Consider the following 12,560-nt stretch of genomic DNA (forward strand, 5'->3'; position numbering starts at 1 on the left):
CGCCGCGACCTGGACGCCGGTCTGAGTATCGACGGCGAAGCGCTGGATGCCCTGGAAACCCGCCTGGTCGCCGCGCGCGCCGAACTGGAGCAGGTGGAAACCCGCTGGGCGATCCAGCGCGACCTGGCCGAGCGCCTGCTCGAGCAGCGCAAGCAGTGCGCCGCGGCGCGTCTTGCTGGCGACGCAGAGGAAACCGACGAGCCACGTGCCAGCCTGGAGGAACTGGAAGCCGAGCTGCGCGCCCTCCAGGCCGAGCTGGCCGCGGCTCAGGCCAGCGAGCGCCTGGTCAGCTTCGAGGTCTGCCCGCGCCTGGTGGCCGAGGTGATCAGCCACTGGACCGGCGTGCCGCTGAGCCAGCTGGCGCGCGAGCACAACACCAAGGTCATCACCTTCGCCGACGACCTGCGCCAGCGCGTGCGCGGCCAGGAGCAGGCGATCCAGGCGCTGGACAAGGCCATGCGCGCCACCGCCGCCGGCCTCAACCGGCCCGATGCGCCAGTGGGCGTGTTCCTCCTGGTCGGCCCCAGCGGCGTCGGCAAGACCGAGACCGCCCTGGCCCTGGCCGACCTGCTGTATGGCGGTGAGCGCTTCCTCACCGTGATCAACATGTCCGAGTTCCAGGAAAAACACACCGTCTCGCGTCTGATCGGCGCGCCGCCCGGCTACGTCGGCTACGGCGAAGGCGGCATGCTCACCGAAGCCGTGCGGCAGAAGCCCTACTCGGTGATCCTCCTCGACGAGGTGGAGAAGGCCGACCCGGACGTGATGAACGTCTTCTACCAGATCTTCGACAAGGGCGTGGCCAACGACGGCGAAGGGCGCGAGATCAACTTCCGCAACACCCTGATCCTGATGACCAGCAACCTGGCCAGCGAACGCATCGCCAGCCTCTGTGCTGGCGGCGAACGCCCGGCCGCCGAGGACCTGGAGCTGGCCATCCGCCCGCAACTGACCCAGCACTTCAAGCCGGCCCTGCTCGGCCGTATGCGCGTGGTGCCCTACTACCCCATGGACGGCGACCTGCTGCGTCAGCTGGTCGGCCTCAAGCTGGCCCGTTTCGGCGAGCGCCTGGCCCGTCGCCAGCTCGCCTTCAGCCACTGCGACGGCCTGGTCGAGCACCTGGCCGAGCGCTGCACCCATGGCGACAGTGGCGCCCGTCTGATCGACCACCTGATCGACCAGCACCTGCAGCCGCTGGTGGTCGACCGCCTGCTCGACGCCATGGCGAGCGGCGAGACCTTGCAGCAGGTACGCGCCACCCTGAACGGTGAAGGAACGGTGGTCTGTGAGTTCGCTTAACCCCTCGCTGATGTTCAGCCAGATCCCCCAGCCGCTGCGCTATGCCGAGGCGCTGTTGCAGCGCTTCGCCCAACTGGCCCGCCATGCCAGCGCCGACGCTCTGCTCGGCGGGCTGGTGGAAGCCGCCGCGCAGCTGTCTGCCAGCGAGCTGAGCCAGCTGTACCTGCTCGACGCCACCCACACCCGCCTGACCCTCAGCGCCGAATGGCAGGACGGCCAACTGCAGCGCCGTGCCGAGGCCAGCCTGCCCAGCGACTATGACGGCGAACAGTTGCTGCAGTACTGCCTGTGCCAGAACCAGCTGCTCAGCCTCACCGAGCTGGATAGCAGCCTGCACAGCATCGGCTTCCTCCCGGAAAGCGGCCAGCCCTGGCGCAGCCTGCTGTGCCAGCCGCTGCTGGACGAACACCGGCAGGTCAACGGCTTGCTCCTCATCGCCAGCCACAAGCCCCGCGAGCTGCAGGGCTTCGCCGGCTCCCTGGGCCAGCTCGGCGGCTTCGCCATTGCCCAGTTGCACCTGCTGCAGCGCCTGCGAGCACCGCAGAGCGAGGCCGCAGCGCAACCCACCCCAAGCTGCGCCAGCGGCTACGGCCTGATCGGCGACAGCCCGGCGATGCGCAGCGTGTACCAGCTGATCGGCAAGGTGCTGCACAACTCGGTCAGCGTTTTGCTGACGGGCGAAACCGGTACCGGCAAGGAGCTGGTGGCACGTGCCATCCATGACTGTGGCTCCCGTCGCAGCAAAGCCTTCGTGGTGCAGAACTGCGCCTCGCTGCCGGAGAACCTGCTGGAGAGTGAGCTGTTCGGCTACCGCAAGGGCGCCTTCAGCGGCGCCGACCGCGACCATCAGGGCCTGTTCGATGCGGCCAATGGCGGCACCCTGTTCCTCGATGAAATCGGCGATATGCCGCTGAGCCTGCAAGCCAAGCTGCTGCGCGTGCTGCAGGAGGGTGAAGTGCGCCCGCTCGGTTCGACCCGCACGCACAAGGTCGATGTGCGCATCGTCTCGGCCACGCACCACAATCTGCGCAGCCTGGTCGAGGACGGACGCTTTCGCGAAGACCTGTTCTATCGCTTGTCGCACTTTCCCATCGAGCTGCCGCCACTGCGCGCCCGCGGTGAGGACATCCTGCGCCTGGCGCGGCACTTCGCCGTCGAGGCCGCGTGCTTCCTGCAGCGCGATGCCTATCGCTGGTCGGAAGCGGCGCTGGAGCACCTGGCCGGCTACGCCTTCCCCGGCAACGTGCGCGAACTCAAGGGCCTGATCGCGCGTGCCGTGCTGCTGTGCGAGGGCGGCGAGCTGCTGCCCGAGCATTTCAGCCTGGAGCAGACGCCGAGCGAAGGCAGCGCACCGCTGAGCCTGCGCGAGCGCATGGACCGGGTCGAACGCAATCTGCTGCTCGACTGCCTGCGCAAGAACCGCGGCAACCAGACCAATGCCGCCAACGAGCTGGGCCTGCCCCGGCGCACCCTGCTGTACCGCATGCAACGGCTGAAGATCAGCCCGAGCGAAGTGTGATGGGAGAGGCCATGAAGAATTTACTGGGCTGTGTAGCGTCATTCGTGCTGGAGCCCATGATCTCCAGCGGACGAATTGGGCGAATCAAGTATCTGCTGCTCCATGTGTGGAGCGCCTGGCCACTTTTCCTGGTTATGGCCTTGAGCAACAAAAACTCTCCGTTGTGGATGCAGTACGTGCTCTCGGTTCTCGTCGTTTTCGGTCTGATCTATTGGTGGATCGCCACGCTGACTGCCGGTGTTCGTCGCCTACATGACCTGGGCCGGAGCGGCTACTGGGTACTGCTGATCAGTCTGATTTGGCCGCTGCTGCTGATCTGGCCTGGGCAACGCCAGGCCAATCGCTACGGTCCTCCTGTGTTGAAACGTTCCGCTGCCACGCAGATAGCCGGAGCGGCCTGACATGTTCACTTTCACCTCTCTTCAAGGAGCGCATTCCATGCTGCATCGCTACCGGACCGCCGCCCTGCTGGCCCTGGCCCTCGTCCTGGCCGGCTGCACTGGCAACTACAAGTTCAGCGACGACCAATACCGCCCGCTGGGCGATCCGCAAGCCGAGAAGCGCGGCCACTGACCGCGAGGAGCACAGTCACCATGGAACTGGTATTCGAGATGGTCAGCGCACAGCAGTTCGTGCCGGGTCTGCTGACCACCAAGACCTTCAAACAGGCCGGCGGCGTGATCGGTCGCGCCGAGGATTGCGACTGGGTGATTCCCGATCGCAAGCGCATCCTCTCCAGCCGTCACGCCGAGGTCAGCTATCGCGATGGCGCCTTCTACCTGACCGACACCAGCAGCAACGGCATCGCCCTCAAGGACAGCGGCGCCAGCCTGGCCAAGGGCCGCCCGCAGCGTATCGAGCACGGCAGCGTGTACTGCCTGGGCGACTTCGAGATTCGCGCGCGGCTGATCCAGGATCCGGCCATGTTCGAGGGTGATATCGGCCTGCCGCAGGCAGCCGGCAGCATCATCCCCGACGACGCCTTCCTCGACCTCGATCCGCTCACCGCGCTGGAGCAGCAGGAGCGCGTCTACGCCGAGGTGGACGATCTGACCGCCGTGCTGCGCCCCAGCACCGCCCAGGCGCAGCAGCGTGACTACGCGCAGATCGACGAGGAAAACCTGTTGGTACCCGAGCTGGTGATGCCGACGCCGCCAGCGCAGCCGAAACCCGCGCCGGAGCCTGAGCGCCTGCCGCCGAGCTTCTGGGAAAAGTTCGCCGATGCCCTTGGCGTGCGCCTCGACGATCTCGACGACGATGCCCGCGAAGCCCTGGCGCTCAACGCCGCCAAGCTGCTCAGGCAGAGCGTCGGCAGCCTGCAGCAGGCCCTGCGCACGCGCGGCGAGCTGAAGAACGAGCTGCGTCTGGCCCTGACCACCGTGCAGGGCGCCGGCAACAACCCGCTCAAGCACGGCCTGGATAGCGGGGAGACGCTGACCGCCCTGCTGCGCGGCGGTAAACCCGGTCAGCTGCCTGCCGAGCAGGCCATCAGCCGCGGCTTTCGCGACCTGCAGGCGCACCAGGTGGCGTTGCTCGCCGCCAGCCGCGCGGCGGTCAAGGGCATGTTCGAGCAGTTCGCCCCGGAGCAGCTGGCCATGCGCTTCGAACGCAACGGCCGCAAGCCGCTGCTCGCCACCGCCGGCAGCCGCTGGCGCGCCTACCGCCGCCTGCATGCGGATCTGGCGCAGAACGACGACTGGAGCGACCGCCTGTTCACCCGCGATTTCGCCAGTGCCTACGAAGAGCAGGTTCGCCTGATCGCCACCCTCAATACCGACCTTCAAGGATGATGCCCATGCCTCGCCTGCTTTCCCTCGCCTTCATCGCCGCGCTGCTGAGCCTGGCCGGCTGCGCCGCGCTGTCGCCCTATTCGAGCATGACCAAGCTGGACCTCAGCCTGGCCGGCAGCGACCAGCTCAACCCGGACCTGCACGGCCGCCCCTCGCCCATCGTGCTGCGCCTGATGGAGCTCAAGCACCCGGTGGCCTTCGAGAATGCCGATTTCTTCTCCCTCTACCAGCGTCCCAAGGAGGCCCTGGCGCCCGACCTGGTGACCCTCGAGGAACTGGAGCTGCGCCCGGGCGAGACCCGCGAGCTGAAACTCTCGGTGGGTGAAGGCAGCCGCTACGTCGGCGTGCTCGCCGCCTACCGCGACCTGCCGGAAGCCAACTGGCGCTACGTCATCGCCATCGACGAGCAGCAGCGCAACCAGGCGCGCCTGCGCCTCGACGAGCGCGGCATCCGCAACCTCGATGCCGAGCAGGAGCGCAGCCGATGAGCCAGCATAAAGTCATCTGGCAGGAAGGCATGCTGCTGCGCCCGCAGCACTTCCAGCAGAACGATCGCTACTTCGAGCACCAGCTCAAGGTGCGCACGCAGAAACTGGACAGCTACGCCTGGGGCTTCTTCGAACTGGAGATCGACCGCCAGTTCCTCAACATGGGCAAGCTGGTGGTGAGCAAGGCCAGCGGCGTGCTGCCCGACGGCAGCCTCTTCGACCTCGGCGCCGAACGCGAGCCGCTGGGCCTGGACGTGCCGCCGAACACCGGCAACACCCCGGTGTACCTGGCGCTGCCGCTGGTCACCGGCAACCATATCGAGAGCCGCCGCCCGGAGCAGAAGGATGTGCTGGCACGCTACGTCGCCTTCGACGAGGAAGTCGCCGACTGCAACGCCGGCGACAGCAGCCACAGTCAGGTCAGCACCGGCCGCCCGGATTTCCGCCTGCTGCTCGGCGAGCAGCAGAGCGACCAGGCCTATGTGAAGCTCAAGCTGTGCGAGGTGCTCGACACCACGCCGGACGGGGTGATCAGCCTCGACCCGGAATTCAGCCCGACCTACGTCAACTTCCAGGCTTCCGGCTACCTGCTGAGCTGCCTCAAGGAAGTGATCAGCATGCTCGCCCACCGCGGTGACATCCTCGCCGAGCGCATCCGCGCCACCGGCAAGGTGGGCGGTGCCGAGGTCGGCGACTTCATGATGCTGCAGCTGATCAACCGCTACGAACCGATCCTGCGTCACCACCTGGGCGTCGAGCAGGTGCATCCGGAGCAGATCTACCGCGAGCTGGTCGGCCTGCTCGGCGAGCTGGCGACCTTCTCCAGCGAGACCAAGCGCCCACGCCTGGAAGGCCGCTACCTGCACAGCGACCAGGGCATGAGCTTCCGCAAGCTGATGGACGCCATTCGCCAAGTGCTGTCGATGGTGCTCGAACAGCACGCCATCGAGATGCTCCTGCAGCAGCGCCAGTACGGCATTCAGGTGTCGCCGCTGCACGACCACAAGCTGCTCGGCACCTCCAGCTTCGTGCTCGCCGCCAGCGCCCAGTGCGATTCCGAGGAGCTGCGCCAGCGTCTGCCGGCACACCTCAAGGTCGGCCCGGTGGAGCGCATCCGCCAGCTGGTCAACCTGCACCTGCCGGGGATCAAGGTCAAACCGCTGCCGGTGGCACCGCGGCAGATCCCCTTCCATTCGGGCAAGACCTACTTCGCCTTGGAGCTCAGCTCCGAGGAACTGGCGCAGCTGGAACGCTCCGGCGGCTTCGCCTTCCACGTGTCCGGCGAGTTCTCCGGGCTTGAGCTGAAATTCTGGGCGATCAGGAACTGACGATGACCATCAAGGAAATGGAATACGGCCAGGATGACAAGACGGTCATCCTCAACCGCAAGGGCGAAGCCCGCGCCGAAAGCCCGCTGACCGATTTCAGCGCGCCGCCGAAATTCGAGCAGTTGGAAGAACGCATGATCTTCGCCGCGCGCCTGCGCCCGGCAGAGAGCTTCAACATCAGCCTCAACCCGCTGGTGGCGGCGGCCTCCGCGCTGCTCTCTGAGGTGGTGCGGCTCAAGCACAGCTTCGAAAGCGAGGACCTGGACGCCCTCAACCAGCGCCTGACTCGCGAGATCAAGCTGTTCGAACACCGCGCCCTGCACGACGGCGCGGAAAGCAGCCAGGTGATGGCCGCGCGCTACGTGCTGTGCACCGTGGTCGACGAGGCCGTGGTGACCACGCCCTGGGGCAACGAGAGCCAATGGTCGCAGATGAGCCTGCTGTCCTCCTTCCACAACGAGACCTTCGGTGGCGAGAAGTTCTTCCAGCTGCTCGAGCGCCTGTCGCGCAACCCGGTCAAGCACCTGCCGATGCTGGAGCTGATGTACCTGTGCCTGTCGCTCGGTTTCGAGGGCAAGTACCGCGTGCTGCCGCGCGGCATGCTCGAGCTGGAAGCGGTGCGCGACAGCCTCTACCGGCAGATCCGTCAGCTACGCGGCGACGTGCCGCGCGAAGTTTCGCCGCACTGGCAGGGCCTCAAGGACACCCGCCGGCGCCTGGTGCGCATCGTGCCGTGGTGGCTGGTGGCGCTGTTCACCCTGATGTGCCTGGTGATGATGTACGCCGGTTTCGCCTGGGTGCTCGGCGAGCAGCGCGACACCGTCCTCAAGCCGTATCAGCAACTCGACCCGGCCTCGGGTGTCAGCATGGATGACGTGAAATGAAGAGCTTCTTCGCCAAACTTGGCGCCTTTTTCCGCAAGACCTGGGTCTGGAGCCTGCTGCTGGTGCTGGTCCTCGCCCTGCTGGTGTGGTTCGTCGGCCCGCTGCTGGCGGTCGACGACTACAAGTTCTGGGAGTCGGCCACCAGCCGCCTGCTGACCATCAGCCTGCTGTTCCTGCTTTGGGGCCTGGCCATGGTGTTCGCCAGCTGGCGCGCCACCGCACGCAAGAAGGCCGAGGAGAACGACGCCGAGGCGCAGGAGCGCCTGCGTCGTGAGGAGCAGATCGGCGAGGAGCAGAATGAGCTGCGCCACCGCTTCAAGGACGCCCTGCGCACCCTCAAGCGCTCCAGCCTGTACCGCGGGCGCAGCGAGAAGTGGCGCAACGATCTGCCCTGGTACCTGCTGCTCGGCCCGCAGGGCAGCGGCAAGACCAGCCTGCTGGACTTCTCCGGCCTGGACTTCCCGCTCAACCGCGGCGACAACCAGCGCCTGACCAAGGACGTCTCCGGCACCCGTTATGCCGACTGGTACTTCGCCGATCACGCCGTGCTGATCGACACCGCCGGGCGCTACCTGACCCAGCCAGACGCGCAGGTCGACGGCCGCGCCTGGGGCACCCTGCTCGGCCTGCTGCGTCAGCGCCGCGCGCGCCCGCTCAACGGCGTGCTGGTGAGCATTCCGGTCGAGCAGCTGCAGGGCGGCAGCGAGGTGGAGCTGGAAACCCTGGCCCGCCAGACCCGCCAGCGCCTGCACGAGATCCATCAGCGCCTGGGCGCCGACGTGCCGGTCTACCTGGTGCTGAGCAAGGCCGACAAGGTGCTGGGCTTCGACGAGTTCTTCGACCAGCTGTCGCGCGAGGAGAGCGAGCAGGTGCTCGGCGCCAGCTTCCGCAAGGAGCAGAACGCCAGCGACGTGGCCGTGGTGCGCCAGGAGTTCGAAGAGCTGCTGCGCCGCCTCAACAGCCAGGTGATCCTGCGCATGCACCAGGAGCGCGACACCCAGCGCCGTGGCCGCATCCTCGACTTCCCGCACCAGCTCGGTCAGATCGGAGAGCGCCTGTGCCTATTCATCGAGCTGGCCTTCGCCGGTAACCGCTACCAGCGCGCCAGCAAGCTGCGCGGCTTCTACCTGACCAGCGCGCCGCAGCTCAACGAACAGCTCGACCCGCTCACCGCCGGTATCGGCCGCAACCTCGGCCTGGCCGGCAGCGCGCTGCCGACCTTCCGCACGGGCCGTGCACGTTTCATCAACCACCTGCTCAGCCGGGTGATCTTCCCCGAGGCCGACCTGGCCGGGCTCGATCAGAAGGAAGTGCGCCGCATCGACTGGGGCCAGCGCGCCATGTATGCCACCGCCTTCGCCGTGCTGGCGCTGTTCGGCGTGCTCTGGGCCAGCGGCTTCTCGGCCAACCACGGGCGCCTGGAACAGCTGCGCGAGATCGCCCAGAAGCTCACCCGCGAGCACCAGGCGATCAACCCGCAGGACGACGCCCTGCAGACCCTCAAGGCGCTGGACAGCAGCTACGCCGCCACCCTGGTGTTCCCGCCCAAGGGCGAGGTGTCCTACCTGCAGCGTACCGGCCTGTTCCAGGGTGAGGCGGTCAATCCGGCTGTTTATTCGACCTACCGCGCCGAGCTGGAAACCCTGCTGCTGCCACGTGTGGCGCGGCAGCTGGAGGCGCAGATCCGCGCCAACCTCGGCGACCGCGAGCGCCTGCTCGGCAGCCTGCGCGCCTACCTGATGCTCAACCTGGAAGAGCGCCGCGACGCCGCCTTCCTCAAGGAGTGGGTGGCCGCCGACTGGTCGCTGCGCTATGCCGGCAACAGCCCGGCGCAACATGGCCTCAACACCCATTTCGCCCGTCTGCTCGACGAGTCCTTCGCGCCCTATGCGCTCAACGCCCAGCTGGTCGCCCAGGCGCGCCAGGTGCTGCGCAGCGAGTCGCTGGCCAACGTGGTCTATCGCATGCTGCGTGAACAGGCGCGCAGCCTGCCGGACTACCGCCTGAGCCAGAAGCTCGGGCCGCAGGCCGGGCTGATCAATGGCAGCGACTACGCCATCCCCGGCTTCTACACCCAGGCCGGCTACAGCAAGACCTTCACCGCCCAGGGCGGCAACCTGGTGCGCGAGATCCTGCGCGACAACTGGGTGCTGGGCGAGGGCGAGAGCCTCAGCGCCGGCGACCTCGGCCGCCTGATGGTAGAGCTGGAGCAGCTGTACTTCCGCGATTACGGCAACTACTGGGGCGAGGCCATTGCCCAGCTCAGCCTGGAGCCGATCGGCAGTGCCGGCCGTGGTGCTGCCCTGCTCGGCGGCCTGACCGCGGCCAACTCGCCGCTGCTGCAACTGCTGGTGGAAGTGCGCGACAACACCCGCTTCAAGGGCCTGGCCGAGGCCGCCGATGACGCCGGTGCCGCCGCCGAAGCGCTGGAGGGCGCCAAGGGCAAGCTGGGCAAGGCCGCCAAGCTGGCCAGCGCCGCTGCCGAACAGGCGCAGCAGGCCCTGGCCAAGAACACCCCGGACACCGCGCGCAAGACCCTGGAGCGCCGCTTCGAGGTGCTGCACAAGCTGCTCGACGACAACGGCGGTGCCGGCGTCGAACTGGCCGCCAGCCTGCAGGCATTGGACGAACTGCAGCGCCAGCTGGCCAGCCTGGCCAATGCCGGTGCCAGCGACCAGGCCGCGTTCGAGATGGCCAAGGCGCGCATGGCCGGCAAGCGCGATGCGATCAACCAGGTGCGCAGCGCCGCCGCGCGCCTGCCACAGCCGGTGGGCAACTGGCTGGCGCTGCTCGCCGAGGACAGCTGGACGCTGGTGCTCAATGATGCCTACCACTTCCTCAACCAGCGCTATCAGAGCGAGCTGTACGCCGCCTACGACAACTCGCTGAAGCAGCGTTATCCGTTCAGCGCGCACAGCGAGAGCGACGTGGCAGTGGCGGATTTCCGCGAGTTCTTCAAGGCCCAGGGCATTGCCGAGCGCTTCTTCGACCAGTACCTGCGCCCCTTCGTCAGCGGCAGCTCCGACGAGTATCGCCTGCGCCGCGTCGATGACCGCGGCCTGCCGCTGTCGCGCGAGTTCCTCCTGCAGATGAGCCGCGCCCAGGTGATCCGCCGCAGCTTCTTCGCCGAGAACCCGGCCGAGCCGCAGGTGCTGTTCAAGCTCGAGCCCTACTCGCTGGACTCCAGCCTGAGCCGCGCCGACTTCCGCTTCGGCAAGCAACAGCTGGAATACCGCCACGGCCCGATCGTCGCCACCGCCTTCCGCTGGCCGGCGGCGAGCGAGGAAGACCGCACCAGCCTGGTGGTCGAGGAACTCGGCGGTCGCCGCGTCGGCATCGAGAAGAACACCGGCCCCTGGTCGCTGTTCCGCCTGCTCGACCTGATGGACGTGGACTACCACAGCGGTCGTGACGTGCTGATCCTCAAGGCCAACCTGGGCGGCCTGCACGCCAACTACCTGCTGCACAGCCAGCGTTCGCCGAACCCGTTCGACATCGGCCTGCTGCGCAGCTTCAAGCTGCCGGCGACGCTCTGATGCCGGCAGTTGCCAACGCCTGGCGCAGCGCGGCGCGCACCGACACCGGCAAGGTGCGCGCGCGCAACGAGGACGCCTTCCTGGCCCTGCCCGAGCAGGGCCTGTGGGTGGTGGCCGACGGCATGGGTGGGCACCAGAACGGCGCCCTGGCCAGCCGCCTGATCGTCGAGCAACTGGCCGAGCTGGCGCAGGGTAGCCTGGAGCAGCGTCTGGTGGCGCTGCGTCAGGCGCTGCACCGGCTCAATCATCGCCTCGGTCAGGAGCTGACGGTAACCGCCGACCGCCCGGACACGGTGATCGGCAGCACCGTGGTCGCCCTGCTGCTCGACGGCGACCGCGCCGCCTGCGTCTGGGCCGGCGACAGCCGCTGCTACCTGTGGCGCGGTGCGCGTCTGTATCAGCTCAGCCGCGACCATTCGCTGGTGCAGCAACTGATCGACGAACAGGGCCTGACGCCGCAGGAGGCCGCGCGTCACCCGGCGGCGCATGCCCTGACCCGCGCCATCGGCGCCAGCGAAACCCTGCAGCTGGACATCCTCGAACTCGACGTGCTGCCCGGCGACGTCTTCCTGTTGTGCAGCGACGGCCTCTACCAGGGCGTTTCCGCCGACGAGCTGGGCGCCTGCCTCAACCTGCCTTCGCCGCACCTGGCCGTGGAGCGCCTGTTCCAGCGCGTGCTCGACGGCCCGGCCCGTGACAACCTCAGTGCCGTGGTGATCCGCCAATGATCGAAGCCGCCGAAGCCAGCGACCTCACCTACTTCGCCCTGGCCGCCACCGCCGCCAGGGAGCCTGTGCGCGAAACGCCGCGCCAGGCTCCCGGCGAGCTGCCGGAAGTGCTCGGCGGCCGCTACCGGATCGAGCGTCTGCTCGGCGTCGGCGGCATGGGCGCGGTGTATCGCGCGCGCGATCTGCTGCGCGAACAGTTCGGTGACCCCGAGCCCTATGTCGCGCTGAAGACCCTGAGCGACGACTTCGCCGAATACCCGGACGCCAACGCCCTGCTCTACAGCGAGTTCGCCCTCACCGCACGGCTCAGCCACCCCAACGTGGTGCGTCTGTTCGGTTTCGAGGTGGACATTCCCAGCCAGCGCGCCTTCATCACCCTGGAACTGCTGCGCGGCCTGACCCTCGATCAGCTGCTCTGTGAACGCCCCGAGGGCCTGCCCTGGGAGGAGCTGCGCGGCATCGCCATCCCGCTGCTCGAAGCCCTGTGCTATTCGCACCAGCTGGGCGTGCTGCATGGCGATCTCAAGCCCAGCAATGTGATGCTGGCCGAAGACGGCCTGCGCCTGTTCGACTATGGTCTCGGCCAGCCGGTGGAGGGCCTGCTGCCCGGTCTGCCGCGCCTGTGCCGCAGCCGCATCGCCGCCTGGACACCGCGCTACGCCGCGCTGGAGTTGCTCGAAGGCGCGCCGCTGTCGGCGGCTGCCGATGTCTATGCGCTGGCCTGCGTGCTGGTCGAGCTGGCCAGCGGGCAACACCCGTTCCGCCGCCTCAGCGCCAAGCAGGCCAAGAGCATGGAGCTGGACAGGCAGCTGCAACGCCCGGCGCAGGTGCCGCTGCACTGCTGGCAGGCCCTGCGCACCGCGCTGGCCTTCGACGAAAGCCAGCGGCAGATCGACTGCAGCGAGCTGCTCGACGCGTTTCGCCGGCCACCGGCTTCGCGTCTGCGCCGCTGGCTGGGCAAGGCATAAGGACTTAATCGAAAGGATAC

Annotated in this window: 11 protein-coding genes; all 11 read left to right on the forward strand. The window is 67.7% G+C overall.

Features of this window, described 5'->3' with window-relative positions; translation table 11 throughout:
- A partial coding sequence (locus tag N7333_RS09820) for an AAA family ATPase (RefSeq protein WP_279858759.1) occupies positions 1-1,299 on the forward strand: 1,299 nt, incomplete at its 5' end.
- 10 nt (positions 1,300-1,309) lie between these two features.
- Entirely contained in the window at positions 1,310-2,818 is a 1,509-nt protein-coding gene (locus N7333_RS09825; RefSeq protein ID WP_129483316.1) for a sigma 54-interacting transcriptional regulator, read from the forward strand.
- Positions 2,819-2,829: 11 nt separating this feature from the next.
- Positions 2,830-3,219: a DUF805 domain-containing protein gene (locus N7333_RS09830; protein ID WP_177491191.1), complete on the forward strand. Its 390-nt coding sequence runs from the start codon at positions 2,830-2,832 to the stop codon at positions 3,217-3,219.
- Between the two features lie 37 nt (positions 3,220-3,256).
- A complete protein-coding gene (locus N7333_RS09835) occupies positions 3,257-3,391 on the forward strand; it encodes a hypothetical protein (protein WP_011920432.1) in 135 nt (44 codons plus the stop codon).
- A gap of 20 nt (positions 3,392-3,411) precedes the next feature.
- Entirely contained in the window at positions 3,412-4,608 is a 1,197-nt protein-coding gene (gene tagH / locus N7333_RS09840) for a type VI secretion system-associated FHA domain protein TagH (RefSeq protein ID WP_011920433.1), read from the forward strand.
- A gap of 5 nt (positions 4,609-4,613) precedes the next feature.
- On the forward strand, positions 4,614-5,096 hold the full coding sequence (gene tssJ, locus N7333_RS09845) for a type VI secretion system lipoprotein TssJ (RefSeq protein WP_003242077.1): 483 nt from the start codon (positions 4,614-4,616) through the stop codon (positions 5,094-5,096).
- A complete protein-coding gene (tssK, locus tag N7333_RS09850; protein ID WP_003242080.1) occupies positions 5,093-6,424 on the forward strand; it encodes a type VI secretion system baseplate subunit TssK in 1,332 nt (443 codons plus the stop codon). The genes tssJ and tssK overlap by 4 nt, the downstream gene beginning before the upstream one ends.
- A gap of 2 nt (positions 6,425-6,426) precedes the next feature.
- Positions 6,427-7,308 carry a type IVB secretion system protein IcmH/DotU gene (gene icmH, locus N7333_RS09855; RefSeq protein WP_003242082.1) on the forward strand — a complete coding sequence of 294 codons (882 nt, stop codon included), beginning with the start codon at positions 6,427-6,429 and terminating at the stop codon, positions 7,306-7,308.
- Positions 7,305-10,844 carry a type VI secretion system membrane subunit TssM gene (tssM, locus tag N7333_RS09860; protein WP_129483203.1) on the forward strand — a complete coding sequence of 1,180 codons (3,540 nt, stop codon included), beginning with the start codon at positions 7,305-7,307 and terminating at the stop codon, positions 10,842-10,844. Before icmH ends, tssM begins: the two co-directional genes overlap by 4 nt.
- Positions 10,844-11,572, forward strand: a complete 729-nt coding sequence (locus N7333_RS09865; RefSeq protein WP_129483204.1) for a PP2C family serine/threonine-protein phosphatase — start codon at positions 10,844-10,846, stop codon at positions 11,570-11,572. The genes tssM and N7333_RS09865 overlap by 1 nt, the downstream gene beginning before the upstream one ends.
- Positions 11,569-12,540: a serine/threonine-protein kinase gene (locus N7333_RS09870; protein WP_177491194.1), complete on the forward strand. Its 972-nt coding sequence runs from the start codon at positions 11,569-11,571 to the stop codon at positions 12,538-12,540. Before N7333_RS09865 ends, N7333_RS09870 begins: the two co-directional genes overlap by 4 nt.
- The last annotated feature ends 20 nt before the right edge of the window (positions 12,541-12,560 follow it).

Origin of the sequence: Pseudomonas sp. GD04158, from assembly GCF_029834875.1 — a bacterium.
Taxonomy (GTDB): Bacteria; Pseudomonadota; Gammaproteobacteria; order Pseudomonadales; family Pseudomonadaceae; genus Aquipseudomonas; species Aquipseudomonas hydrolytica.

Bases quoted from the DNA above. Each gene is read 5' to 3' on its own strand.
- N7333_RS09825 (WP_129483316.1), top strand. From the start codon at position 1,310: ATGTTCAGCCAGATCCCCCAGCCGCTGCGCTATGCCGAGGCGCTGTTG.
- tssJ (WP_003242077.1), top strand. From the start codon at position 4,614: ATGCCTCGCCTGCTTTCCCTCGCCTTCATCGCCGCGCTGCTGAGCCTG.
- icmH (WP_003242082.1), top strand. From the start codon at position 6,427: ATGACCATCAAGGAAATGGAATACGGCCAGGATGACAAGACGGTCATC.
- N7333_RS09865 (WP_129483204.1), top strand. From the start codon at position 10,844: ATGCCGGCAGTTGCCAACGCCTGGCGCAGCGCGGCGCGCACCGACACC.
- tagH (WP_011920433.1), top strand. From the start codon at position 3,412: ATGGAACTGGTATTCGAGATGGTCAGCGCACAGCAGTTCGTGCCGGGT.
- tssM (WP_129483203.1), top strand. From the start codon at position 7,305: ATGAAGAGCTTCTTCGCCAAACTTGGCGCCTTTTTCCGCAAGACCTGG.
- N7333_RS09870 (WP_177491194.1), top strand. From the start codon at position 11,569: ATGATCGAAGCCGCCGAAGCCAGCGACCTCACCTACTTCGCCCTGGCC.
- tssK (WP_003242080.1), top strand. From the start codon at position 5,093: ATGAGCCAGCATAAAGTCATCTGGCAGGAAGGCATGCTGCTGCGCCCG.
- N7333_RS09830 (WP_177491191.1), top strand. From the start codon at position 2,830: ATGAAGAATTTACTGGGCTGTGTAGCGTCATTCGTGCTGGAGCCCATG.
- N7333_RS09835 (WP_011920432.1), top strand. From the start codon at position 3,257: ATGCTGCATCGCTACCGGACCGCCGCCCTGCTGGCCCTGGCCCTCGTC.